At 74.0% G+C, this 24,121-nt stretch carries 24 protein-coding genes; 12 read left to right on the top strand and 12 right to left on the bottom strand.

From position 1 onward, the window contains the following. The first annotated feature begins 107 nt into the window (after nucleotides 1-107). Nucleotides 108-398: a hypothetical protein gene (locus FHS34_RS03610; protein WP_184960869.1), complete on the top strand. Its 291-nt coding sequence runs from the start codon at nucleotides 108-110 to the stop codon at nucleotides 396-398. A gap of 98 nt (nucleotides 399-496) precedes the next feature. Here FHS34_RS03610 and FHS34_RS03605 read toward each other — a convergent pair whose 3' ends face one another. Genes FHS34_RS03605 through FHS34_RS03595 form a run of 3 tightly spaced genes read right to left on the bottom strand, consistent with a single transcriptional unit; the run spans nucleotide 497 to nucleotide 3,725 of the window. Further along, the gene (locus tag FHS34_RS03605) at nucleotides 497-1,564 is read right to left on the bottom strand and encodes a prenyltransferase/squalene oxidase repeat-containing protein (protein ID WP_184960867.1); all 1,068 of its coding nucleotides are present in this window, start codon (nucleotides 1,562-1,564) and stop codon (nucleotides 497-499) included. Further along, nucleotides 1,561-2,313: a class I SAM-dependent methyltransferase gene (locus FHS34_RS03600; RefSeq protein ID WP_184960865.1), complete on the bottom strand. Its 753-nt coding sequence runs from the start codon at nucleotides 2,311-2,313 to the stop codon at nucleotides 1,561-1,563. Before FHS34_RS03600 ends, FHS34_RS03605 begins: the two co-directional genes overlap by 4 nt. After that, a complete protein-coding gene (locus FHS34_RS03595) occupies nucleotides 2,307-3,725 on the bottom strand; it encodes a glycosyltransferase family 4 protein (protein ID WP_184960863.1) in 1,419 nt (472 codons plus the stop codon). The genes FHS34_RS03600 and FHS34_RS03595 overlap by 7 nt, the downstream gene beginning before the upstream one ends. 221 nt (nucleotides 3,726-3,946) lie before the next feature. On the opposite strand from FHS34_RS03595, the gene FHS34_RS03590 reads away from it, so the two are divergent. Beyond that, nucleotides 3,947-4,567: a TetR family transcriptional regulator gene (locus FHS34_RS03590; protein ID WP_184960861.1), complete on the top strand. Its 621-nt coding sequence runs from the start codon at nucleotides 3,947-3,949 to the stop codon at nucleotides 4,565-4,567. Nucleotides 4,568-5,003: 436 nt separating this feature from the next. Here the strand turns inward: FHS34_RS03590 and FHS34_RS03585 are convergent, their stop codons facing one another. The 4 genes from FHS34_RS03585 to FHS34_RS03570 form a co-directional block, all read right to left on the bottom strand. Further along, nucleotides 5,004-6,062 carry an NAD(P)/FAD-dependent oxidoreductase gene (locus FHS34_RS03585; RefSeq protein ID WP_184960859.1) on the bottom strand — a complete coding sequence of 353 codons (1,059 nt, stop codon included), beginning with the start codon at nucleotides 6,060-6,062 and terminating at the stop codon, nucleotides 5,004-5,006. A 139-nt stretch (nucleotides 6,063-6,201) separates the two neighbouring features. After that, nucleotides 6,202-6,435 (bottom strand): ferredoxin, encoded by a 234-nt coding sequence (locus tag FHS34_RS03580; protein ID WP_184960857.1) that lies wholly within the window; start codon nucleotides 6,433-6,435, stop codon nucleotides 6,202-6,204. Nucleotides 6,436-6,437: 2 nt separating this feature from the next. Next, on the bottom strand, nucleotides 6,438-7,889 hold the full coding sequence (locus tag FHS34_RS03575) for an aldehyde dehydrogenase (protein WP_184960855.1): 1,452 nt from the start codon (nucleotides 7,887-7,889) through the stop codon (nucleotides 6,438-6,440). 152 nt (nucleotides 7,890-8,041) lie between these two features. Further along, complete coding sequence (locus FHS34_RS03570; protein WP_184960853.1) at nucleotides 8,042-8,371, bottom strand: FliH/SctL family protein; 330 nt, start codon at nucleotides 8,369-8,371, stop codon at nucleotides 8,042-8,044. A 232-nt stretch (nucleotides 8,372-8,603) separates the two neighbouring features. Between FHS34_RS03570 and FHS34_RS03565 the strand changes: the two genes are divergently transcribed. After that, complete coding sequence (locus FHS34_RS03565; RefSeq protein ID WP_184960851.1) at nucleotides 8,604-9,629, top strand: Strvi_7410 family MBL fold metallo-hydrolase; 1,026 nt, start codon at nucleotides 8,604-8,606, stop codon at nucleotides 9,627-9,629. An 18-nt stretch (nucleotides 9,630-9,647) separates the two neighbouring features. Here the strand turns inward: FHS34_RS03565 and FHS34_RS03560 are convergent, their stop codons facing one another. The 4 genes from FHS34_RS03560 to FHS34_RS03545 form a co-directional block, all read right to left on the bottom strand. Next, on the bottom strand, nucleotides 9,648-11,060 hold the full coding sequence (locus tag FHS34_RS03560) for an FAD-dependent oxidoreductase (RefSeq protein WP_184960849.1): 1,413 nt from the start codon (nucleotides 11,058-11,060) through the stop codon (nucleotides 9,648-9,650). Then, on the bottom strand, nucleotides 11,053-12,270 hold the full coding sequence (locus tag FHS34_RS03555) for an MAB_1171c family putative transporter (RefSeq protein ID WP_184960848.1): 1,218 nt from the start codon (nucleotides 12,268-12,270) through the stop codon (nucleotides 11,053-11,055). The genes FHS34_RS03560 and FHS34_RS03555 overlap by 8 nt, the downstream gene beginning before the upstream one ends. Beyond that, a complete protein-coding gene (locus tag FHS34_RS03550; protein ID WP_184960845.1) occupies nucleotides 12,270-12,797 on the bottom strand; it encodes a hypothetical protein in 528 nt (175 codons plus the stop codon). The genes FHS34_RS03555 and FHS34_RS03550 overlap by 1 nt, the downstream gene beginning before the upstream one ends. Nucleotides 12,798-12,879: 82 nt before the next feature. Next, nucleotides 12,880-13,473 carry a helix-turn-helix domain-containing protein gene (locus FHS34_RS03545; protein WP_184960842.1) on the bottom strand — a complete coding sequence of 198 codons (594 nt, stop codon included), beginning with the start codon at nucleotides 13,471-13,473 and terminating at the stop codon, nucleotides 12,880-12,882. Between the two features lie 248 nt (nucleotides 13,474-13,721). Between FHS34_RS03545 and FHS34_RS03540 the strand changes: the two genes are divergently transcribed. The 9 genes from FHS34_RS03540 (at nucleotide 13,722) to FHS34_RS03505 (ending at nucleotide 22,742) form a co-directional block, all read left to right on the top strand. Next, entirely contained in the window at nucleotides 13,722-14,777 is a 1,056-nt protein-coding gene (locus FHS34_RS03540; RefSeq protein WP_184960839.1) for an ATP-grasp domain-containing protein, read from the top strand. 486 nt (nucleotides 14,778-15,263) lie between these two features. Further along, nucleotides 15,264-16,481, top strand: coding sequence for an SCO2321 family membrane protein (locus tag FHS34_RS03535; RefSeq protein WP_184961340.1), 1,218 nt, complete (start codon nucleotides 15,264-15,266; stop codon nucleotides 16,479-16,481). Continuing rightward, entirely contained in the window at nucleotides 16,478-17,137 is a 660-nt protein-coding gene (locus FHS34_RS03530; RefSeq protein ID WP_184960837.1) for an SCO2322 family protein, read from the top strand. Before FHS34_RS03535 ends, FHS34_RS03530 begins: the two co-directional genes overlap by 4 nt. A 181-nt stretch (nucleotides 17,138-17,318) precedes the next feature. Then, a complete protein-coding gene (locus FHS34_RS03525) occupies nucleotides 17,319-18,458 on the top strand; it encodes an energy-coupling factor transporter transmembrane component T (RefSeq protein WP_372478565.1) in 1,140 nt (379 codons plus the stop codon). Further along, entirely contained in the window at nucleotides 18,455-20,080 is a 1,626-nt protein-coding gene (locus tag FHS34_RS03520) for an ABC transporter ATP-binding protein (RefSeq protein WP_225817426.1), read from the top strand. Before FHS34_RS03525 ends, FHS34_RS03520 begins: the two co-directional genes overlap by 4 nt. Then, nucleotides 20,005-20,202, top strand: coding sequence for a hypothetical protein (locus FHS34_RS43705; RefSeq protein WP_225817425.1), 198 nt, complete (start codon nucleotides 20,005-20,007; stop codon nucleotides 20,200-20,202). Before FHS34_RS03520 ends, FHS34_RS43705 begins: the two co-directional genes overlap by 76 nt. Beyond that, nucleotides 20,199-21,062 (top strand): ECF transporter S component, encoded by an 864-nt coding sequence (locus tag FHS34_RS03515; protein WP_184960834.1) that lies wholly within the window; start codon nucleotides 20,199-20,201, stop codon nucleotides 21,060-21,062. Before FHS34_RS43705 ends, FHS34_RS03515 begins: the two co-directional genes overlap by 4 nt. Nucleotides 21,063-21,395: 333 nt before the next feature. Next, nucleotides 21,396-21,812 (top strand): aggregation-promoting factor C-terminal-like domain-containing protein, encoded by a 417-nt coding sequence (locus tag FHS34_RS03510; protein WP_184960831.1) that lies wholly within the window; start codon nucleotides 21,396-21,398, stop codon nucleotides 21,810-21,812. A 243-nt stretch (nucleotides 21,813-22,055) separates the two neighbouring features. Next, complete coding sequence (locus tag FHS34_RS03505) at nucleotides 22,056-22,742, top strand: YoaK family protein (RefSeq protein WP_184960829.1); 687 nt, start codon at nucleotides 22,056-22,058, stop codon at nucleotides 22,740-22,742. Between the two features lie 13 nt (nucleotides 22,743-22,755). On the opposite strand, the gene FHS34_RS03500 is transcribed toward FHS34_RS03505, so the two are convergent. Beyond that, nucleotides 22,756-23,991, bottom strand: a complete 1,236-nt coding sequence (locus FHS34_RS03500; RefSeq protein ID WP_184960827.1) for a cytochrome P450 — start codon at nucleotides 23,989-23,991, stop codon at nucleotides 22,756-22,758. Between the last annotated feature and the right edge of the window lie 130 nt (nucleotides 23,992-24,121).

Below are 24,121 nucleotides of genomic sequence, written 5' to 3'. Positions count from 1 at the left end.
TGCTTCCTCCGGCAGCCTCGCCCGGGGTGGAGGGATGCGCCACTCGGGGGACGCCATGCGGGTGCCCGGCGCTGTTTCACCGCCGCGGAAGCGGCAATCCGAAGGGCATGTCTCGATATCGCACTGGCGCGAATCAGGCGGGGACGGTCATCGCCGTCGTCGCCGACGTCATGGCCTTCATACTCGGCCTCTGGATTCTGATGTACCTGCTGGACGCGAACCGGGCCAACAGCCTGGTCCAGTTCGTCCACGACGCGGCCTCCTGGCTGGCCGGCTGGTCGCACGACCTCTTCACGTTCGACGAGGCGTGGGCCCGGGTGGTCGCCGGATACGGCCTCGCCGCCGTGGTCTACCTCTTCGTCGGCCACGCCGTCGCCAACCGGATGCACCGGCACTGAAGCGCCCCCGCGGGGGCGCGGGGAACCGCGCGGCCGGCCGACGGGCCGGGCAGCCGGAAACCGGCCCGTCCGGCCCGTCGTGGCGCCCCGCGGAGCGCTCAGCAGCAGTCCGGGTCCAGGCCGGCGGGCAGGTGCTCGCCGCCGAAGACCGCGCACGTGGCCTCGTGGCCGCCCAGCGCGGCCACGGCCAGGAGCAGGGATCCGGCCGTCCAGGTGGTCAGCTCGCGGGGCCAGACGGCGTCGTCGTCGAAGACGTACCCCGTCCAGTACAGGCCCGTCTCCGGGTCGCGCAGGTGCTGGATGGACTGGAGGATCTCCAGGGCCCGGTCGGACTCCCCGACCGCCCACAGGGCCAGGGCGAGTTCGCTGGACTCGCCGCCGGTCACCCAGGGGTTGGGGATCACGCAGCGCACGCCGAGGCCGGGGACGACGAAACGGTCCCAGGACTCCTCGATGCGGGCCTTGGCCTCCGTGCCGGTCAGGGCGCCGCCGAGGACCGGGTAGTACCAGTCCATCGAGTAGCGGTCCTTGTCGAGGAAGCGCTCCGGGTGCCGGCGGATCGCGTGGCGCAGCGCTCCGGCCGCCAGCTCCCAGTCCGGCTGGGGCTCTTCGCGCTGCTCGGCGATCGCGAGGGCACAGCGCAGCGCGTGGTGGACGGAGGAGCTGCCGGTGAGCAGGGCGTCGGCCGTGGGCGTGCCGTCGTCCTCGCGCCGCCAGCCGATCTGCCCGCCGGGCTGCTGCAGCCGCAGCACCCACTCGACGGCGGCGTAGACGGTCGGCCACATGCGGTCCAGGAACGTGTCGTCGCCCGTGGACAGGTAGTGGTGCCAGACGCCGACGGCTATGTAGGCGACGAAGTTGGACTCGCGGGCGCGGTCGGTGACGTCGTCGTGGGCGCCGTCGGCGTAGGCGGCGTACCAGGAGCCGTCCTCGTTCTGGTGCCGGGCGAGCCAGCCGTACGCCCGCTCGGCGGCCTCGTGTTCGCCGGCCGCGTCCAGGGCCATGGCGGCCTCGGTGTGGTCCCAGGGGTCCAGGTGGTGGCCGCGGAACCACGGGATCGCACCGTCCTCCCGCTGCACGGAGAGGATGCCGGCGACGGTCGCGGCGGCCTGCCCGGCGGTGAGGACCCCGGGCAGGACGAGGTGTTCTGTCCGGGGGGTGGTCACTTGGCGGCCACCCCGTCGGTCTCGGCGAGCCGCGGCAGGTGCGGCTTGGTCGCGTAGACCACGAAGCTCTTGCCGATCAGCGGGTTCAGCGCCTGCTCGGCGACCCGCGTGGCGAGCGGCTTCTTCATGATGTCCCAGACCAGCAGCTTGTGATACGCCCGCACCGGCAGCGCCTTGTCGTTGTCGACGCCGAACGCGCACTTCAGCCACCAGTACGGCGAGTGCAGCGCGTGCGCGTGGTGGGAGCCGTACGGCTTCAGGCCCGCCTCGCGGACCTTCCCGACCAGCTCGTCGGCCTTGTAGATGCGGATGTGGCCGCCCTCGACCTCGTGGTAGGCGTCGGACAGCGCCCAGCAGACCTTCTCGGGGCCGTAGCGCGGCACGGTGATCGCGATGCGGCCGCCCGGCTTGAGCACGCGCACCATCTCCGCGAGCACGCCCTTGTCGTCGGGGATGTGCTCCATCACCTCGGAGATGATGACGACGTCGAAGGAGTCGTCCGGGAACGGCAGGGCGAGGGCGTCGCCCTCCATGGCCGTGGCGGTGGCGCCCTCCGGGGCCTCGCCGGCCTCCTTCATCGCCGCGAACCACTTGGCGACCTCGCGGATCTCCTCGGCGTTCTGGTCGAGGGCCACGACCTGGGCACCGCGCCGGTAACACTCGAAGGCGTGCCGCCCGGCCCCGCAGCCGAGGTCCAGGACACGGTCGCCCGGGGCGAGCGGGAACCGGGAGAAGTCGACGGTCAGCACGTGGCCCTGCTTTCGGAGGAGACGCCTGCAACACTTGCCGGGGCCGCGGAGCGGCCGGGGGTCCGGGCCGCGGAGCGGCTCGGTGACGGGGCCTTGGACGGGTGGGAGCCCGCGGAGCGGGCGATGGCCTCGCGGTAGTGGGCCACGGTTCCCTCCGCGGCGCGGGCCCAGGTGAACTTCCGCAGCACCCGCTCGCGGCCGGCCCGGCCGAGCCGCGCCCGCAGCTCCGGGTCGCCCAGCAGCCGGCCCAGGGCGGCGGCCAGCGCGCCCGCGTCGCCGGCGGGTACGGCCAGACAGGTCTCGCCGTCACGCCCCGCGACCTCGGGGATCGCACCGCCGGTGGTGGCGGCCAGCGGGGTGCCGGTGGCCATGGCCTCGGCGGCGGGCAGCGAGAAGCCCTCGTAGAGGGAGGGCACGCAGGCCACCTCGGCGGAGCGGATCAGGTCGACCAGTTCGGCGTCGGAGATGCCCTTGACGAAGTCGACGGCGCCTTCGAGGCCGTACCGCTCGATCGCCTGCGCGACCGGGCCCTCCTGCGGGCGCTTGCCGACGACGACGAGGTGGGCGGCCGGGTGCTCGGTGCGCACCTTGGCGAGCGCCTCCACGAGGAACACCAGCCCCTTGAGCGGCACGTCCGCGCTGGAGGTGGTGACGATCCGGCCGGGCACCTCGGGGACGGCCGGATTCGGCGCGAACAGGTCGGTGTCGGCGCCGATGTGGACCACGTGGATCCGCTCGCCGCGGACGCCGAGGTGGTCCACGATCTCCTGGCGCGAGGTGCCGGAGACGGTGAGGACCGAGGGCAGCCGGCGGGCGACGCGCTTCTGCATGCGGGTGAAGGCGTACCAGCGGCGCACCGAGTAGCGGCGCTGCCAGGTGCCGGCCGCGTCCAGCTCCAGCTGCCGGTCCACGGTGATGGGGTGGTGGACCGTGGTGACCAGGGGCGCGCCGATGTCGCCCAGCAGGCCGTAGCCCAGGGTCTGGTTGTCGTGGACGACGTCGAACTCGCCGCGTCGCGCGCGCAGATGCCGGCGGGCGCGCAGGGAGAAGGTCAGCGGCTCGGGGAAGCCGCCGGTCCACATGGTCCCGACTTCCAGGGCGTCGATCCAGTCCCGGTATTCGTCCCGCTTCGGGGTGCGGAAGGGGTCGGGCTGGCGGTAGAGGTCGAGGCTGGGCAGCTCGGTGAGGGTGAGACCGGGGTGGCCCTCGTCCAGCACCGGATACGGCTGGGACCCGATGACGTCCACGCGGTGTCCGAGGCGGGCCAGCTCGCGCGAGAGATGCCGTACGTAGACGCCCTGGCCCCCGCAGAACGGGTTCCCCTTATAGGTGAGGAGCGCGATGTCGAGCGGTCGCTCGCCGTCGGCAGCGGGTTCCTGGCCGGCACCCGCTTCCCGGGCCTCAGCGGTCACTCCGTGCCCCCTTCTGCCTGCACTGTCCCGCGAGACTACGACGGGACGCTAATCTAGAACAAGTTTCAGACTTGATCGTTCAAGAGGCTCTGAATCTACCGGCAGGTAGGGGCGCTGTGAGCAGTGGATCAGGTGATTCGCGCCACGGCGCGCGGCCCTGCCGTGCCGGCTGATCACGAGCCCCACCAGACGCCCTCACCGACTGTCACGGAACGGGACCCATGCCTGCGGAAGCCAGTACGTCGCGTCCGGCCACCCCGCCCCTCACCGAGCGGCAGGAGGCGCGCCGCCGCAGGATCCTGCGCGCCAGCGCCCAGCTGGCCAGCAGGGGCGGCTTCGACGCCGTGCAGATGCGCGAGGTCGCGGAGTCCTCCCAGGTGGCCCTCGGCACGCTGTACCGCTACTTCCCGTCGAAGGTGCATCTGCTGGTCGCCACCATGCAGGACCAGCTGGAGCACATGCACGGCACCCTGCGCAAGAAGCCTCCCGCGGGTGACACGGCCGCCGAGCGGGTCGCGGTGACCCTGATGCGCGCCTTCCGTGCGCTGCAGCGGGAGCCGCACCTGGCCGACGCGATGGTCCGCGCCCTCACCTTCGCCGACCGCAGTGTCTCGCCCGAGGTCGACCAGGTCTCGCGGCAGACCACGGCGATCATCCTGGACGCGATCGGGCTGGAGGACCCCGGTCCCGAGCAGCTCTCCGCGGTCCGGGTCATCGAGCACACCTGGCACTCGGCCCTGATCACCTGGCTCTCCGGCCGCGCCTCCATCGCCCAGGTGAAGATCGACATCGAGACGGTGTGCCGTCTGATCGACCTGGCGGAGCCGTCCGGCCGGCCGTGAACTCCGCGCACCCCCGTAGTACAGGGGGCGAGGGTGAAGCGGACACGAAAAAGACCTACGAGACGGGTTCCCTTCGCCGGCATGGTCCGGATCAGGTCATGGGGGTCGCCGTCGGGCCTTGCTACTGCCTTCCGGCCTCTCAGCCCTACCGTCGCTGTCGGCACCGGCGGATGCTTGCGCGTCTCGCCCGAGTCGGCTACTCCGGTCGGACTCCCTCACTCGCCTCGTAGGCTGCTTTCAGGATAGACCGCACTTCCCTGACAGAACCCGCCAATTCCGACCATTTGCCACCTCACCCGATCGGTGGAGGTGCATCCCGCGCCGTCGGCCGGTGGGGCCCCTCGTTCGAGCGGAGCCGCGAGTGGCGGGACGGTGCCAGGGCCCTGGAGCCGAGCGGGATCCGGACCAGAGGCCCCGGCGGGCCGGGCCGGCGGGGTCAGGCGCCGATCGCCTTGCGGGAGCCGTACTTCGTGCCGGTGTAGACGATCCTCTTGAACGCCACCGCGGTGCCGCCCTTGAGGTAGCTCTCCTTGAGGGAGTCGTCGGGGTGGGTGAACTGCGCGACCGCGTCCTTGCGCCCGAGGCTGACGCACCGGGCCACGTAGCGCAGGGCGTACGGCTCGGGCTCGCGGCCCTCGGCCAGCCGGGCCAGGGCGTCGGCCGCGGCACGGGCCTGCGGGGCGGCGGTCTGGCAGCCGAAGCGGGACCCGGCCACCCCCGCGCAGTCACCCACGGCGAAGATCCGCTGGTCGGTGACGCTGCGCAGGTACGCGTCCACGACGACACGGCCCTCCGCGTCGACGTCGAGGCCGCTGCGCGCCGCCAGTTCGGGGACGCCCTCCACGATCGCCCACAGGGTCAGGGCGGAGGGGACCTCCCGGCCCGACCGCAGCCGCAGGACCCCGTCGGCCGCCTCCTCGACCCCGTCGTCGACGACCTCGACGCCGAGCCGGGACAGGGCGGCGAGCGCCCGCTGCCGTGCCCCGCCGGAGAGGCATGCGGCGACCGACGACCCGATGAGCCGGACCCGGACGCCGGGACGGGCGTCGGCGACCTCGGCCGCCGTCTCGATGCCCGTCGGACCACCCCCGACCACCGTCACCGTGCTACCCGCGGGCAGTGCGGCGAGCGCCGTCCGTGCCCGCTCCGCCCCTTCCCACGTGCCGACCGGGACCGTGCCCGCGAGGGGGCGCACCGTGCTGCCCACGGCCAGGAAGAGGTGGTCGAAGCCGAGGCTCTCGCCGTCGTCGAGGAGGACGGTGCCGTCGCCGATCTTCTCGACGGTGCCGATCCGCGAGGCGACGCCGGCCCGCAGCATGGAGGTGAGCGGCGTCGCGGCGGCGGCCGTCCCGGCGATCCGCTGGTGCAGCCGGATGCGCTCCACGAACTCGGGCCGCGCGTTGACCACCGTGACCTCGGCGCCCCTCACCTTCTTGGCCACCCGGTTCGCCGCGAACGTGCCCGCGTATCCGGCGCCCACCACTACGACCTTCATCCCGGTCTCCCCTCGGAGCAGTTGTTCACCTCCGAGACGAGACGGGAGGGACCGCGCGTGACATGGCGCGGGCGTGAGCCCCGCCACACACCCCCCGCCGCACACGCCCGCACCGCACACGCCCGCGCCACGTGCCGCCCTACTCTTCCGGCGGGAACACCGTCTCCCCGCTGCCCAGCAGGGCGATCGCGATGGCCTCCACCGGGCAGCTCTCCGCCGCCTCCAGGATCCGTTCGCTCGCGTCCGTGTCCGGCTCGACCGGGTGGGACTGGCGGGCGGAGTCGAGGCGGAAGCCGTCCGGCGCGTGGTGGAGGCACTGGGCCGAGCCGATGCAGACGGAGCGGTCGACCTCCACGTGCCAGCGGTCGCCCATGCTCACGCCCCGGCCGGGAGGTGGATCATCTTGTGCTCCAGGTACGCGCCGTAGCCCTCCGGGCCGAACTCCCGCCCCAGGCCGGAGTTCTTGTAGCCGCCGAACGGGCCGAGCATGTCCAGGCTGAAGGTGTTGACGGAGTACGTGCCGGTGCGCACCTGGCGGGCGATGTCGGTGCCGTGCTCGACGTCGGCCGTCCACACACTGCCGGACAGGCCGTAGTCGGAGTCGTTGGCGATGCGCACGGCCTCCCGCTCGTCGCCGTAGGGCAGCAGGCAGATCACCGGGCCGAAGATCTCCTCGCGGGCGATGCGCATGGAGTTGTCGACGTCCCCGAAGAGGGTCGGCTCGACGTACCAGCCGCGTTCCAGACCCGCCGGACGGCCGCCGCCGGTGAGGACCTTGGCGCCCTCCTCCTGGCCGACGCGGATGTAGTCGAGGCTGCGCCGCTGCTGGCGGCGGGCGACCAGCGGGCCGACCTGGGTGGCCGGGTCCAGCGGGTCACCGACCCTGAGCGCGCTCGCCGCCTGGGCGAAGGCGTCGGCGAACTCGGCGTAGCGGGCCCGCGGGACGAGGATGCGGGTCTGGGCCACGCAGGCCTGGCCGTTGTTCATCCAGGCCGCCGGGACGATCCCGGAGACGGCCGCCTCCAGGTCCGCGTCCGGCAGCACCAGCGCGGCCGACTTGCCGCCCAGTTCCAGGGTGACCCGGGTGAGGTTGCGGGCGGCGACCTCCATCACCCGCTTGCCGGCCGCGACCGAGCCGGTGAAGGAGACCTTGTCGACGCCGGGGTGGCCGACCAGGTACTCGCTGACCTCCCGGTCGGCCGGGAGGATGGACAGGACGCCCTCGGGCAGGCCCGCCTCACGGGCGATCTCACCGAGGAGGTAGGCGTCCAGCGGCGACTCCGGGGAGGGCTTGAGGACGACCGGGCAGCCGGTCAGCAGCGCGGGGGCGAGCTTGGCCGCGGCGACGAACTGCGGGACGTTCCAGGGCACCACGGCGGCGACGACGCCGACCGGTTCGCGGCGGACCAGGATCGGGCCGAGGGCGCCGTCCCGGCGCTCCTCGTGGGGGAACTCCCGGGCGACCCGGATCGCCGCGTCCCACACCATCATCGCGCCGAGCGCCTGGGCGAGGACGCTCCAGGAGTACGGCGAGCCGTTCTCGGCGGAGATCAGCCGGGCGATCTCCTCGTGCCGGGCCAGGATGCCGTCCTTGATGCGGGTGACCACCTCGATCCGCTCCGCCTGCGAGGCGCGCGGCCAGGGGCCCTCGTCGAAGGCGCGGCGCGCGACGGCCACCGCCCGGTCGACGTCCTCCCGGGAGGCGTGCGGCACGCGGCCGATGACCTCTTCGGTGTGCGGCGAGATCACCTCGATGACGTCCCGGCCCAGCGGGTCGGTCAACTCCCCGCCGATGAACAGCTGTCCGTGTTCCACGAGCTCGGTCATGGCCGACTGCCTCCCGCCGCACCGCACGTTTCTGACGCTGCCTCAGAACTGATACCAGTTCTAGTTGCGGGGAGCAATGGCCGACGCCGGCCAGGGCCGCACCAGCGGGTTCCGTGCCGGTGCGGCCCTGGCCGCGGCGAGTTCGGACGGCCTCAGTCGCAGTACCGGTCGTAGGCCGAGTTGTAGCCCTGGCCGTAGCCGTCGATGTAACCGCGCGCCCACGACGAGTCGTGGCCGCTTCCGTAGTCGGAGCTGTAGCCGTCACGGTCGCAGTCGTAGCGCGCGTCGGAGAAGCCGTCGCGGAAGCCCTGCCGGAAGCCCTGCCGGTAGCCGTTCTGCTCCGGGGCAACCGCCGCGGAGCTCACGTGCGTTGCGGAAGAGGAGGCGAACGCCGGCTGCGCGCTCAACGGCATGAGGGCGATACCGGTCGCCATCAGGGCGGAGCTGAGGGCGGCAGCCCTCTTGATGGTCCTTCGCTGCATGAGCTCTCCCCAATACTCTCATATGGGATATTTCCACTCTAATAGTCCGAAAGCGTGACGCAACCCGCGGATGACCGGCCCGTGCGGCCACCTCCGCCGGCCGCCCGGCCTCCCCGTCCACCGACGCGCGGCGGCCGGTCCGGCTTCCGCTCCGATCAGATCTGACGCTTCATCAGTTCCAGCTATAGTGGGCCGTGGCCGGAGGCTGCGGGCGGTGGGGCGGAGGGGCCTGATGACGAAGACGTTCGATCACGGCGGGGGCGTGCGGTCCGTCCAGGTGCCCATCCCGGACAACCCCCTCGGGCACACGCTGGTGTACGTGGTGGACACCGACCGGGGCCCGGTGCTCGTCGACACCGGCTGGGACGACCCCGCCTCCTGGGACACGCTCACGGCGGGGCTGGCCGGCTGCGGCACGGCGGCCGAGGAGGTCTACGGCGTGGTCGTCACGCACCACCACCCGGACCACCACGGGCTGTCGGCACGGGTGCGCGAGGCCTCCGGCGCCTGGGTGGCGCTGCACGCGGCGGACGCGGCGATCGTGCGCCGGGCGCGGGAGAGCCGGCCGGAGCGGTGGTTCTCGTACATGGCCGCCAAGCTGACGGCGGCCGGGGCGCCCGAGGAGCACGTCGCTCCCCTGCGGGCACCCCGCGCCCGGACGCTGCCCGGTCTCTCGCCCGCCCTGCCGGACCGGGAGATCGTCCCCGGCGAACTCCTCGACCTGCCCGGCCGCCGGCTCCGCGCGATCTGGACCCCCGGACACACGCCCGGGCACGTCTGCCTGCACCTGGAGGAGGAGCATCCGGCCCGGCTCCCCGGCCACGGCCGCCTGTTCAGCGGCGACCACCTGCTGCCCGGCATCACCCCGCACATCGGCCTGTACGAGGACCCGGACGACGCGACCGTGACGGACCCCCTCGGCGACTATCTCGACTCCCTGGAGCGGATCGGCCGGCTCGCCCCCGCCGAGGTCCTCCCGGCCCATCAGCACGCCTTCACCGACGCCCCGGGGCGGGTACGGGTGCTGCTCGACCACCACGAGAGCCGCCTGTCCAACCTCCTGGCCCTGCTCGCCGAGCCCCTCACCCCCTGGCGGCTCGCCGAACGCATGGAGTGGAACCGCCCCTGGGCCGACATCCCCTACGGCTCCCGCACCATCGCGGTCTCCGAGGCCGAGTCCCATCTGCGCCGCCTGGTGAAGCTGGGCCGCGCCGAGCCGGTACCGGGCAGCGACCCGGTGGCGTACACCGCGATGTGAGAACGGCCGCCGCAGAGCTCAGTCGAGACCGACCGCGTTCCGTTCCCGGTCGGTCAGGGGTGGGGCCGGCAGGGGCTGTCTGCGGGGGCCCGTGGTGATGTGCCAGAGCATGTCGGGGGCGAACAGCCGGGCCGGCGGGGACTTCAGGCTCATCACGTCCAGCAGGCCGCGCAGGGCGTGCGGGTTCGCGGAGCCGGCCGCCACGGCCTTGTCGACGTACGCGGTCAGGAGGCGCTCGACGCGCGTCGGCGGCTGGGGCGCGGCCCCGGGGTAGTAGGCGTCCTGGCCGACCGCGAGGTTCCAGGCGTTGCCCACCGGCCGGGCCACCGCGCGCTGGATGCGGCGGGCGGTGCCGGGGGCGGTGGGGCCGTACCGGTCGACGACCCGGCCGAGCGCGATGACGCTCTGCGCGGCGACGGACAGACCGTGCCCGTAGACGGGGTTGTAGCCGGCGACGGCGTCCCCCAGGACGGCGAAACCCTCCGGCCAGGTCCCGGCCTTCTCGTAGTAGCGGCGGCGGTTGGCCGTGCTGCGGGTGGTCACCGGGTCGGTCAGCGGCTTCGCCAGGCCGATGAGCCGCCCGATGACCGGGTCCTTCAGGCCGGTGAGCGCGAAGTGCTCGAACTCGTCGGGATCGGCGGTGGGCCGGCCGCCCCGGGTACCGGAGAGCGTGACCAGCCAGCGGTCGCCCTCGATCGGTACGACGATCCCGCCCCGGCCGGGCGCGTCCCGCGGGTCGGCCTGGACGTTCACCACCGGGTAGCGCAGCGTCTCCGTGCTGCACGGGGCCGCGTAGACGCGGCTGGCGTAGGCGACGCCCGCGTCGACCACCCGTTCCTCGACCGGGGCGTGCCCCAGCGCCCGGAGCCAGTTGTCCGCCTGGGAGCCGCGGCCGCTCGCGTCGATCACCAGGTCGGCGTGGAGCGTGGTGAGCCGGCCGTCGGGGCCGTCGGGCACCTGGACGCCGGTCACCCGGTGCCGGTCGCCCGCCAGTCCCGCCACCCGGGTTCCGTCGAGCAGCGTGATCCGGCGCCGGGCGAGGACGTCGGCGCGGATCACCGCGTCCAGCAGGTCCCGGCTGCACACGATCATGTGGTGCCGGGAGTCGTCGAACCGCCGGAACCACTGCCCGGAGGGCGCCTTGCTCACCAGGTCGCGCATCACGCCGATGAGTCCGGCGCCCCGGGCGGTCAGCTCCCCGGTGACGCCCGGCAGCAGCTCCTCCAGGGCGGCCACCCCGCCCGACCACAGCAGATGGGCGTGCCGGGCCTGGGGCAGCCCCCTGCGCGGCTCGGGGCCCGCCGGGAGCCGGTCGGCCTCCAGGACGGTCACCTCGTGGAAGCGGCCGGCCAGCACGGACGCGGCGAGCATGCCCGCCGTGCTGCCGCCGATGACCAGCGCGGTACGGCGGGCGGTGGGTATGTCAGGCATAGGAGCTGAGACCTTCCGTGGCGATCGCCTGGCGGCGGAACCTCTCGATGGCCGGCGCGTGGAACTTCAACGCGTGAGCGACGGACTCCAGTTCGCTGTCGGGCACACAGGCGAAGAACCCCGGGTGCGTGTCCGCCGGTTCCGGACCGCCGGGGTCGTCCGGCGGGGCGTGCAGCATCTCGGCGGCGACGTGGATGTCGACCGCCGCCGCGATGCCCCGCGCGACGGACTCCGGGTAGCCCGCCGCCGACGCCGCGTGCCGCAACCGCTCCCGCCGGGCCGCGCACAGGTGCGGGGCCAGCTTGAGGAGGCCGTCGTTGATGGCGGCCCGGCGCAGCTCCAGGCGCAGGGCGGCACCGCTGACCCGGCCGGTCGCGGGCGCCGCCGGGGCGGTGACCGTCACCATCGTCTGCCACAGCGGCTTCAGGCGCCGGTGGGTGCGCACCAGCCGCCGGCGCTCCGCCACCAGCGGGCCGGCCTGGCCGACGATGAAGGCCACGGACACCAGGACCGCCTCGACGATGGCGAACGGCGGTGCGACGTACGTCGACAGCCAGTCCCAGTCCCGGCCGCTCCAGCGGGCGCCGACGGCCGCGAGTTTGGCGATGTCGAAGACGAGCCCGAGGGCGTACGCCTCCTGGAGGAAGATCACCGCCCGGCGCAGCCAGGTGTCCTCCAGCTCCCGGTACCAGGCCCACAGCAGGCCGGCCGCGACCAGCGCGGACACCAGGTGGGCGAGGAGATAGAGCAGGACGAACTCGCGCATCCAGGGCGTGTCGGCGTAGTAGGTGTCGAGGTCGCGCAGCCGCTCCACGTGGTGGTCGCCGAGCAGGAACGTCGTCCACAGGCCGATGACGATGACGGAGTACGTCATCCAGACCAGGCGGGTGCGCCCGCGGCGCGCGGCCGACGGCGGCTCGCGCCAGGTGATGATGAGCCACAGGCAGGCGCCGCAGTACGCGGTCAGCAGTGAGTACACCCAGAGGCTGGCGAAGTTGGGGATGCCGGTGGACACGTTGATGCGGTGCAGGTTGGCCGGCGGCAGCGAGGCGAAGACGACCGCGCCGATGCCGAGCAGCAGCGCGGTGGCCCGCAGGATCGGGTCCTGCCAGGCGCGCCGCAGCAGCGGCAGTTTGATCACGAAGGCCACGGCGAGCAAGGCCGCCGGGACGGCGTAGGCGGCGAAGGAGCCGGCGATGTCCCAGCGCATCAGGGCCCGCCGATGTTGCCCAGCGAGGAGGAGAGCCGGTCGGTGAGGGTGTCCTGGGTCATCCGGCCGGCCGCGCCGGGCCCGACGACCCTGGAGAACTTCGCCGCGAGGCGCAGCCCGCACTCCTCGGCCTCCCACTCGGCCTCGGCCGCCGCGGCGGCGGGCGAGCGGGTGGCCATGGCGAGCACCCGCTCCCAGGGGATGTCCTCGTCGGCGCGGGTCAGCAGCCGGCGGGCGGCGGCGGGCAGCCCGCCCGGGTGGTGCACGTCCAGCGTGCCGTAGTGGATGTGACCGATCTCGTGCCCGGTGATGACGAACTTGTGCGGGTCCGGGGCCCGGTCCTCGACCACGACGATGTAGTCCTCGTCCCGGGCGAGGGTGACGCCGGAGATGCCGAGGCCCGGCGGGAAGGCGACGAACTTCAGCCGGACCGGGCGGTCCAGCTGCGGGCTGAGGGTGGCGCACAGCGCGTGCAGGAACGCCTCCGGGGCGGTCGGCGGGGTGAGGGTCCGGACGGTGTCGCGCACGAGGCGGTCGAGGAAGCGCTTGGGGGACTTCCCCTGCTTCGCGGGCGGCGCTAACCGCGGATGCCTCGGGCCTTCGGGGCGTTCAGGCACGGCCGATGTCCCCCGCCCGCTCCGAGGCGATGATCATCTCGGCCAGATCGGCCAGCGTGGCCAGCTGCCGGGCGTTCATCTGCGGGGCCCGGGCGGCCAGTCGTACCAGTCCGCTCTCGCGCAGCCGCAGCAGCGGGTCCGCCTCGGCCTCCAGGCTCTGCAGCACCGGTCTCAGCGCCTCGTGCAGCGCCTCCGGCTCGTCGGCGGTGAAGAAGCCGGCGGGCAGGCCGAAGAACCGGCGCAGCCGGTCGGCGTGTTCCAGGCTCGGCATCCCGCTCTTGCGCCACTCGCTCAGCCACTGCCGGCTGGTCCCGGCGATCCTGGCCAGCTCGTCCAGCGAGTACCGCTTGCCGTCCGGCCGGCGCCGGCTCTCCCGGATGAAGTCCAGCCGCTGGCGGACGCGTTGGGCGAGGCAGGTCTCGACGGCCCGGCCCCCGCAGAGCAGTTCGACGACGGTGCCGACGGGGATGCCGGTGCGGTACGAGAGGCCGGCCACGTCGAGGGTCTCCGGCAGCCGACCGGGCCGGCCGGTCAGCTCGCCGAGCCGGTCCAGGACCTCGGCCAGCGCGGCGTGGGCGTCACTCACCGAGGTCCCCCCTGGGCATGTCATCAGTTCGGTGGCTGGGCGCGAGGCTACCCGTTCGCCCGTTCGGCGACCAGACGTGACAAGGCTCCCTGCGTAATTGCGCAGCTATCGTTGACAGTTGAGGGCGCGGTGGGTGAGGATCACTGCACGGAGAGCAAGATCCGGCAGACCCGCCCCGGGTGCCGCCTATGGGGGAGCGGCATCGGGGGCGTTTCTTCACCTCCGTCCCCCGAGGAGGTCCAGGCACCATGGCGCAGCCAGTCGTCCTCCTCGGGGCCGGCCGTCGGGACGTCTGCGGCGAGTTCCCGCTGGCGCGGATCGCCGCGGTCCGGCCGGTGCTGCTGGTCGACCCGGATCCGCCGGCCTGGGCACGCGCGTACATGTCCGGTCATCTCGCCGCCGACCCGGCCGGGGAGGCGCGGACGGCGGAGGCGGTGCTGCGGTACACGGCCGGGGACCCGGTCGGCGGTGTGCTGACCTGGTCCGGGGAACATCTGCTCACGGCCGCGCAAGTCGCCGGCCGGCTGGGGCTGCCGGGCATGGCGCCCGAGACGGCCGCCGTCTGTGCCGATCCCGTCGCGTCACGGGCGCTGCTGCTGCGGCACCGGGTGCCGACGGCCGGGCCCGAGGACCCCGAGGCCACGGAGGGGCCGCTGGTGTCCGTCGAGGCCGTCGTCCTGGACGACGAGGTCCGCATCGTCGCGCTCACCCGTACGACCACGGGGCCGCCGCCCGCCCGCCGCCCGCTGCGGCACTGCGTCCACGCCCACGACGGGCTCCTGCACAACCGGTTCCTGCGCCAGTGCGTCGAGCGGGCCGTCCGCGCGCTCGGCCTCACCCACACGGTCGCGCACCTCACCCTGCGGCTGACCGCCCGCGGCCCCCGCGTCCTGGGGGTGGCCCCGCATCTGCCGGGCGACCTGATCCCGCTGCTGGTGGAGCGGGCCACCGGGGTCGATCTGGCCGGGGCCGCCGCCGCGCTGGCCACCGGCGGGCTCCCGGACGTGACGCCGACCCGGCAGCGGGCCGCCGCCGTGCAGTTCGCCTATCCGGCCATGACCGGCCGCCTGACCGACCTGTGGCTGGACCCCGCCGCCGGGCACGAGCCGGCCGCCGAGCGCATGGTCCTCACCCGGCGCACCGGCGACCCGGTGACGGCGGCCCCGCACGCGGACGTCACCGACCGGCTCGCCCACTGGGTGGCGACCGGCGAGGACGCCGCGGAGTGCGAGGAGACCCTGCGTCACATGGCCCGCCACCTGACGGCGACGGTGACCCCGACCGCGGAGACGTACGCGGCCTGATCCGGGCGCGAGGTGGTGGCGCCGGAACGTCACGGCGTACGGATCCCGTGCCACCGTCCGCGGAACCGGCCCGGCCTTGCGCAGGACGGGGCCTGTCGGGTGCGCGGACCGGGCCGTGCGCCGGAAAGGCGGGCCCCGGGAGCGGTCGCCCCGGCCGCGGGCTTCCCGGTGCGGCCGGCCGTGACGCCGGTCACCGGGCGGGTGTGCCCACGGCCACCCCTCGGGTCGTTCCGGGCTGCCGGTAAAGTGGCCGAGTCGTCATCACACCCGTACGGGGGGAAGCCGGTGCAATTCCGGCGCTGACCCGCAACCGTCAACCGTCTCCGGTCCTCCGGGCGGTGAGCCGGACCGCCCCGGGCGGAACGTTGACCGGCTCACGTGCGCAGGCGGCCCGCCGCGCACGGCACCGTCGAGGTCTACGGAGCCGAGCCGCCCGGGGTGTCCCGTGCGCTGCCCGGCTCCCCGCAGGAGAGGCAGTCGCCGACCATGAACGTCCGCCGCAGTGCCGCGGCTCTCGCCGTCGTAGGCGTGCTGGCCGCCGCCGCACCCGCCACGGCCGCCGGTCCGTCCCCGTCCCCGAAGGTGACGGTCCCGTCCGGGCTGTACGGCAAGGGGGATCCGACCTACGACGGCGTGTGGCGGCAGTCGCTGACCCTGGTCGCCCAGCGGACGCTCGGCTACCGGCCGGCGACCGGGGCCGTGGACTGGCTCACCGGGCAGCAGTGCGCGAACGGCTCCTTCGCCGCGTTCCGCGCCGCCCCGGCGAAGCCCTGCGACGACAAGGTGACGGCCGACACCAACAGCACGGCCGCCGCCGTCCAGGCGCTGGCCGCGACCGGCGGGCGCGGCGCCGCCGTGACCAAGGCCGTCGACTGGCTGAAGTCCGTGCAGAACAAGGACGGCGGCTGGAGCTACTTCCCGGGCAGCCCCAGCGACGCCAACTCCACCTCCGTCGTCATCGGCGCGCTGGCCGCGGCCGGCACGGACCCGGCGAACGTCCGCAAGTCCGGCAAGTCCCCGTACGACGCGCTGCCCGCCTGGGCCGTGCCGTGCGACCGGGACGGCGGTGGCGCCCTCGCCTTCCAGCCGGACAAGAAGGGCGAGCTGGTCGCCAACGCGGACGCGACCGCGGCCGGTCTGCTGGGCGCGCTCGGCAAGGGCTTCGTGGCGAAGGCCGGCAAGGCCCCGGCGAAGGACGCCTGCGTCGCGGCCGGCCACCCGACCCGGGAGCAGGTCGCCGACAACGCCGGCGCGTACCTGGCCGCGGCCGTCGCGAAGAGCGGCCACCTGCGGTCCACGCTGCCCGGCGCCAAGGGCCAGCCCGACTTCGGCAACACCGCGGACGCCGTCGTCGCGCTCGCCGCGGACGGCCGGACCGAGCCGGCGAGGAAGGCGTACGCCTGGCTGGAGAAGAACGCCGGCCAGTGGGCGGCGCAGAGCGGGCCGGCCGCGTACGCGCAACTGATCCTCGCGGCGCACGCGATCGGGGAGCAGCCGGGTGACTTCGCCGGTACCAGCCTGGTCAGCTCCCTGAACGCGCAGGGCCCGGCGCCGCGGATGCCCTCGGCGGAGGACGGGGAGCACAAGGCGGCGTCGGAGGAGAAGGACTCCAAGACCGGGGTCTGGTGGACCGTCGGCGTCTTCCTCGTCGCGGGCATCGGTATCGGCTTCCTGCTCAGCGGCCGGAAGAAGCGGCAGCCGTGACCGCCGTCCGCCGTGCCGTGCCGGCGTTCGTCGCCGCGCTGCTGCTCCTCGGCTCCGCCGGGCGGGCCGGTGCGGCCGGGTACCGCTACTGGTCCTTCTGGGAGCGCGGCGGTGGCCACTGGACGTACGCCACGCAGGGACCGTCGTTCGTACGTCCCGACGACGGCGCGGTGGAGGGCTTCCGGTTCGCGGTGAGCGAGGACTCCGCGGACGCGAGCCGGCCGCGCGGTACGGCGGACTTCGACACGATCTGTGCGGGTACGGCGGCGAAGTCCGGGACGAAGCGGGTGGCCGTGGTCCTCGACTTCGGTACGCCCGCGGACGCGCCGTCCGGCGAGACACCGCCGGGGCGGCGTACGGCGTGCGCGCGGGTGGCGTCCGACGCGACGAGCGCGGATGCGCTGGCCGCTGTGGCCAAGCCGCTGCGGTACGACACCAACGCGCTGCTGTGCGCGATCGCCGGGTATCCGGTGAAGGGGTGCGGGGAGCAGGTCTCGGCCGGGGGAGCGGCTGCTCCGGCAAAGAGGCCGAAGGAGACCGGGACCGACAGCGGGCCCTCGCTGGGCCTGCCGCTCGGCGCGAGCGCGGTGGCCCTCCTGGCGGCGGCAGCGGCCTGGCAGGCACGGCGCCGGTCCGCGCGGCGGAAGGCCGAGTGACGTGCGGTGCGGGCCGTCGTGCGACGCGCGGTGCGGGCCGTCGTGTGACTGCGGGTCCGTTGTGGCCGGTCGCGCAGTTCCCCGCGCCCCTGGGGAGTTGTCGGCGGGCCCAGTTGAGTCGCGCCGTAGCCGTGGGCGGGCGTGTCCTGGGTGCGGGTCCTCGTGCGAGTGCCGGTCCGTCGTGGGTGAGCGCGCAGTTCCCCGCGCCCCTGCGGGGTTGCCGGCGGCGGGGTCGAGTCGGGGGCGGGGGCGGGTGAGTGTGCATCCCGGGGCCTGGTGGGTGTGGGCCCTCGGGCTCGGTACCGCCGCCACCCGTACCACCGATCCCCTGCTGCTCGGGCTGCTCATAGCGGCCTCCGCCTACGTCGTGGCGACGCACCGCTCCCCCGCCCCCTGGTCCCGCTCCTACACCGCCTTCGCCCGGCTCGCCCTCGCCGTCATCCTCGTCCGCGTCCTGTTCGCGGTGGCCCTCGGCTCCCCCATCCCCGGCACCCACACCCTCCTCACCCTCCCCGAAGTCCCGCTGCCGCACTGGGCGCAGGGCATCCGGCTGGGCGGCAAGGTGACCGCCGAGTCGGTCGTCTTCGCCGCCTACGACGGTCTGAAGCTCGCCACCCTCCTCATCTGCGTCGGCGCGGCGAACGCCCTGGCCAGCCCCAGCCGCCTGCTCAAGTCGCTGCCCGGCGCCCTGTACGAGACGGGCGTGGCCGTGGTCGTCGCCCTCACCTTCGCGCCCCACCTGATCGCCGACGTCCAGCGGCTGCGGGCGGCCCGCCGGCTGCGCGGCCGTCCGGACCGTGGCGTCCGCGGCCTGCTCCAGGTCGGACTGCCGGTCCTGGAGGGCGCGTTGGAGCGCTCGGTGTCGCTGGCCGCTGCGATGGAGGCCCGCGGCTACGGCCGTACCGCCGAGGTCCCCGCCCCCGTCCGCCGTACGACGGCCGCGCTCACCCTCGGCGGCCTGCTCGGCGTGTGCGCCGGAACGTACGGGCTGCTGACGGCCGAAGGGGGCGTGTACGGCCTTCCCCTGCTGCTCGCCGGGGTCGTCGCCGCGCTGGCGGGGCTGCGGCTGGGCGGCCGGCGTTCGCTGCGGACGCGGTACCGCCCGGACCCGTGGGACGCGCGTGCCTGGCTGGTCACGGGCTCGGGCGTCGCGGTGGCCGCGCTGCTGACGCTGGCCTCGGTCCGCGATCCGGGTGCCCTGCACCCCGGGGTCGTCCCCCTCGTCCCGCCGACGCTTCCGGTCTGGCCCGCCGCGTCCGTCCTGCTCGCCCTGCTGCCCGCCTTCGCCGTCCCCCAGCCCGTTCCCAGGGAGCACTCGTGATCCGCTTCGAGGATGTCAGCGTGACGTACGAGGGCGCCGCCGGACCCACCGTCGCCGGCGTCGATCTGGAGGTGGCGGAGGGCGAACTGGTGCTGCTGGCCGGTCCGTCCGGGGTCGGCAAGTCGACCGTGCTGGGCGCGGTCAGCGGACTGGTCCCGCACTTCACCGGCGGTACCCTGCGCGGACGCGTGACGGTGGCCGGCCGGGACACCCGTACCCACCAGCCGCGGGAACTCGCCGACGTGGTCGGCACGGTGGGCCAGGATCCGCTCGCGCACTTCGTGACCGACACCGTGGAGGACGAACTCGCCTACGGCATGGAGTCGCTGGGCCTCGCCCCGGAGGTGATGCGGCGCCGGGTCGAGGAGACCCTCGACCTGCTGGGCCTCGCCGGACTGCGCGACCGTCCGATCGCCACGCTCTCCGGCGGTCAGCGGCAGCGGGTCGCGATCGGCTCGGTGCTCACCCCGCACCCGCGGGTGCTGGTCCTGGACGAGCCGACCTCGGCGCTGGACCCGGCCGCCGCGGAGGAGGTGCTGGCCGTGCTGCAACGGCTGGTGCACGACCTGGGCACGACGGTCCTGATGGCCGAGCACCGTCTGGAGCGGGTGATCCAGTACGCCGACCGCGTCGTCCTGCTGCCCGCTCCCGGCGCCGCCCCGGTGGCCGGCACCCCGTCCGAGGTGATGGCGGTCTCCCCGGTGTATCCCCCGGTGGTGGCGCTGGGCCGGCTGGCCGGCTGGTCCCCCCTGCCCCTGACCGTCCGCGACGCCCGCCGCCGCGCCGACGACCTCCGCGAACGCCTGGCCACGACCACACCCGACCGTGCCACCCGGCCGGCCGCGGCCGCGGACGGTCGTACCGCCGGGCCCGCGTCCGTCGTGGAGCCGGTGGTGCCCGGTCCGCGCGGGTCGGCGGCACCGGTGCCGGTAGGCGACGGTACGGGGCGCCGTCGTTTCTTCCGGCGCCGTCCCTCCCCCGCCCCCGGGCCCGCGGCGCGCACCGCCGAGGTCCGCTCCCTCTCCGTGCGCCACGACCGTGTCCAGGCCCTCCGCGACATGGATCTGACCGTGAGCCCCGGGGAGACCGTCGCCCTCATGGGCCGCAACGGCGCCGGGAAGTCCACCCTGCTCGGCTCGCTCGTCGGACTGGTGGAACCGTCGGCCGGGACCGTCCGGGTCGGCGGGCTGGTTCCGCACCGCACCCCGCCCGGGGAGCTGATACGCCAGGTCGGTCTCGTCCCCCAGGACCCGCGCGACCTGCTGTACGCCGACACGGTCGCCGCCGAGTGCGCCGCCGCCGACCGGGACGCGGGCGCCGGGCCCGGCACCTGCCGGGCCCTGCTGACCGGCCTCCTGCCGGACATCGCGGACGGCACCCATCCCCGGGACCTGTCCGAGGGCCAGTGCCTGGCGCTCGCGCTCGCGGTGATCCTGACCGCCCGCCCCTGCTCCTGCTGGACGAGCCGACCCGCGGCCTGGACTACGCGGCCAAGGCCCGCCTGGTCGCCGGCCTGCGCGGCCTCGCTGCCGAGGGGCACGCGATCGTGCTGGCCACGCACGACGTGGAGCTGGCCGCCGAGCTGGCGCACCGGGTGGTGCTGCTCGCCGAGGGCGAGGTGATCGCGGACGGCCCGACGGCCGAGATCGTGGTGTCCTCGCCGTCCTTCGCGCCACAGGTGACGAAGATCCTGGCCCCGCAGCAGTGGCTGACCGTCACCGAGGTACGGGAGGCGCTGGCATGAGCCGCACCGCACGGGTGCACGCCGTCCGGCTCGGCCCCCGCTCGCTCGCCGCGCTGGCCCTGACCAGCGCGGTCGGGGTGGTCGCCTTCGGCTGGCCCTTCCTCGCCCCGCCGGACTCGCGGCTGAGCGCCCACGCCCAGGACGCGCCCTGGCTCTTCGCGGGCCTGCTGGTGCTGCTGGTGGCGGTCGTGGCGGCGACGATCTCCGAGTCGGCCCTCGGCCCGAAGGCCGTGGCCATGCTCGGCGTGCTGGCCGCGACGGGAGCGGCGCTGCGACCGATCGGCGCGGGTACGGCGGGGATCGAGCCGATGTTCTTCCTGATGGTGCTGAGCGGCCGGGTGCTCGGACCCGGCTTCGGGTTCGTGCTGGGCTCGGTGACGATGTTCGCGTCCGCGCTGCTCACGGGCGGGGTCGGGCCGTGGCTGCCGTTCCAGATGCTGTCGATGGGCTGGTTCACCATGGGCGCCGGCCTGCTGCCCGGCGCGGCGGGCGCCGCCGCCGTGCAGGCTGGGCCGAGCGGGTGGGGGAGGCTGCGCGGCCGGGGCGAGCCGCTGATGCTCGCCGGCTACGGATTTGTCGCGGCCTTCGCCTACGGCACGGTCATGAACCTGGCCGGCTGGCCCTTCCTGGGCGGCGCGGCCTCGAACATCTCCTTCGACGCCGGGGCACCGGTCGCCACCAACCTGGCCCGCTTCGTCGCGTACTGCGTGGCCACCTCGCTCGGCTGGGACCTGGGCCGGGCCCTCTGCACGGTGGTGCTGACCCTGGCCCTGGGTCCGGCGGTGCTGCGGGCCCTGCGCCGGGCCACGCGGCGGGCCGCTTTCGAGACCGCGGTCACATTCGACGGTCCCGCACAGTGAGGCCTCACGTACGCGGGGTGAGCGAGTCGGTGAAGCGCCCCACATGACGCACGTCACCTACGACCCCGGGCCGTAGGTAGATATGCCCGATTCGCCCCCTCGTGCACCCCTTCCGACCTGCGGATTGAGAGCCACGCCACAGAGCGGACGTTCCTCCCCGATCCGGCCACAACTAGTAAAGGGGGTCATTGCGGACAGGTTCCGCGCCTGCTTGTCTTGAGGACGTCGCCAGGCGCCACGAGCCCACCCGGGCCGCGGCGCCGACGCATACGGCCACAGCGCGTGGTCCATCCGATGCGGGCGATCCCCTGTCCCCGACGCAAGAGGTTCTCCGTGTCCGTCTCCTTCATCCGCCGCATCGCTTCCCCGAAGAAGGCCCTGACCACCGCCGCCGTGGCCGCCGCCACCGCCGGCCTGGCTCTGACCGCGGCGCCCGCCCACGCCGCCGCCCCTGCCTCGGCCTCCTCCGCACAGGCGATCGCGCACAAGATGATCCCGGACGCCGCGCAGTTCACCGCGTTCAGCAAGATCGTCTCGCATGAGAGCGGCTGGAACCCCGCCGCCACCAACAGCTCCTCGGGCGCCTACGGCCTGGTCCAGGCCCTGCCGGGCTCGAAGATGTCCTCCGCCGGCGCCGACTGGAAGACCAACCCGGCCACCCAGATCAAGTGGGGCCTGGACTACATGAACTCCCGCTACGGCAGCCCGGTCAAGGCCTGGGACTTCTGGCAGTCCAACGGCTGGTACTGAGCCGCCGCACCGACGCCCGGCACCTGACCGGCCCCACTCCGGGCCGCGTCACCGCCGCACCCGCTTCCGCACCCTCGCCCCGCACCGGGCGAGGGTGCGCGCGCATGTCCGGGCGCCGTCGGCCGGACCTACGGACCCTGGCGAATGGGCCGACCGGGCTGCTTTCCGCCGTTCCGGGCGTGTCCCGCGGCACGCCCCGCGGGCCGCGGACGCAGGCTGCGCCGGGACACCTTCGGAGGAGCCATGACGACGCCGACGCCACCGGTGCGGGACCCGGAGACGCGCGGGCTGCGACTGGTGACCGTGCTGCTGTCGCTGACCGTGGTCAGCGGCCTGATCGACGCCGTCAGCTATCTGGGCCTCGGCCGGGTCTTCACCGCCAACATGACCGGCAACGTCGTCGTCCTCGGCTTCGCCGCGGCGGGTGCCCCCGGCTTCTCCGTGCCCCACACGGCCGCGTCCCTGGTCTGTTTCCTGCTGGGCGCGGTCACCGGCGGCCGGGTGGCGGCCCGCCACGGTTCGGGCTCCCGCCGCAGATGGGCCCGGCTGACGCTGGCGGCCGAGGCGGTACTGGTCGGCGCCGGTGCCGCGGTGGCCTTCGCCTGGCCGGACGCCGCCGGCACCCGGTACGCCCTGATCGCCCTCACGGCCTACGCGATGGGCCTGCGCAACGCCACGGTCCGCAGACTGGGCGTACCCGATCTCACCACCACCGTGCTGACCATGACCCTGACCGGCCTGGCCGCGGAGTCCCGCCTCGGCGACGGCACCGGTCACCGCTCCCCGCGCCGCACGGCCTCGGTGCTCGCCATGGCCGGCGGCGCCTGCCTGGGCGCGTGGCTGGTCCTGCACCACGGCCTGGGTGTGCCGCTGCTGCTCGCGGCGCTGGTGTCCGGGGCGATGGCGGTGGTGGCCTCGGGCCGGGAATGAGGAGTCCCGCGGCTCAGCCGGCGACGACCCGGAGTTCCTTCACCCCGTTGATCCAGGCCGAGCGCAGCCGGCGCGGGTCGCCCGCGAGGCGCAGGCCGGGCATCGCGTCGGCCAGGGCGTTGAAGATCAGGTCGATCTCCAGGACGGCCAGGGACTTGCCGAGGCAGTAGTGGGGACCGCCTCCGCCGAAGCCCAGATGGGGGTTGGGATCGCGGGTGATGTCGAAGGCGTCGGGGTCGGTGAAGACCTCGGGGTCGTGGTTGGCGGAGGCGTAGAACAGGCCGACCCGGTCGCCCTTGCGGATCAGCGCACCGCCCAGTTCCGTGTCCTGCGTGGCCGTCCGCTGGAAGGCGTTGACCGGAGTCGCCCAGCGCACGATCTCCTCGGCCGTGGTCGGGGGGCGCTCGCGGGTGAAGAGGTCCCACTGCTCGGGGTGGGTGAGGAAGGCGTGCATGCCGTGGGTGATCGCGTTGCGGGTCGTCTCGTTGCCGGCCACCGCCAGCATGAGTACGAAGAAGCCGAACTCGTCGGAGTTCAGGTTGCCCTCGTCCTCCGCCGCCACCAGGGTCGACACGATGTCACCGGCCGGGCACCGCTTGCGTTCGGCGGCCATGTTCATGGCGTAGGCGATGATCTCGGCGGCCGACTGGGCGCCGACCTCCTCCGTGATGGCGTACTCGGGGTCGTCGTAGGCGATCATCCTGTTGGACCAGTCGAAGATCTTGGACCGGTCCTCCTGCGGGACGCCGATCAGCTCGGCGATGGCCTGCAGGGGCAGCTCGCAGGCGACCTCGGTGACGAAGTCGAAGGGCCCGGAGCGGGCGCGGGCGGCGGCGACGATCGCCTCGGCGCGGGCGCGCAGCCGGTCCTCCAGGGCGCGGATGGAGCGTGGCGTGAACCCGCGCTGCACTATCTGGCGCACCCGCGTATGTTCCGGTGGATCCATGTTGAGCAGGATCAGCCGCTGTGCGTCGATCGCGTCACGCTGGATGTGCTCGTTGAAGCGGATGATCGCGGTGTTGAGGCAGGAGGAGAAGAGCTCCGGGTGCGTGGAGACGTGCTTGACGTCGGCGTGCCGGGTGACGGCCCAGTAGCCGTCGTCGGCGAAGCCCGCGATGCCGTGCGGCTGCGGCATCCAGCGGACCGGTTCGGTCCGGCGCAGTTCGGCGAACTCCGGGAGGGGCACGCGGTGGTGCAGCAGGTCGGGGTCGGTGAGGTCGAACCCGTCGGGCAGCGCTGGACAGGGCATCGGCGTCTCCAGCCATCTGACGGTCCATCAGCGGGTGCCGTGAAGGTAGTAACGGGTTCTACAAGTAGCAAGAGGTACGGCACTCCCAATCGGTACGGAAGTCGTGCAGATCGCGCCCTCGGCACCTGCA

Origin of the sequence: Streptomyces echinatus (genome assembly GCF_014203595.1) — a bacterium.
Classification (GTDB): Bacteria; Actinomycetota; Actinomycetes; order Streptomycetales; family Streptomycetaceae; genus Streptomyces; species Streptomyces echinatus.
This window is presented reverse-complemented; position numbering and strand designations above follow the sequence as displayed.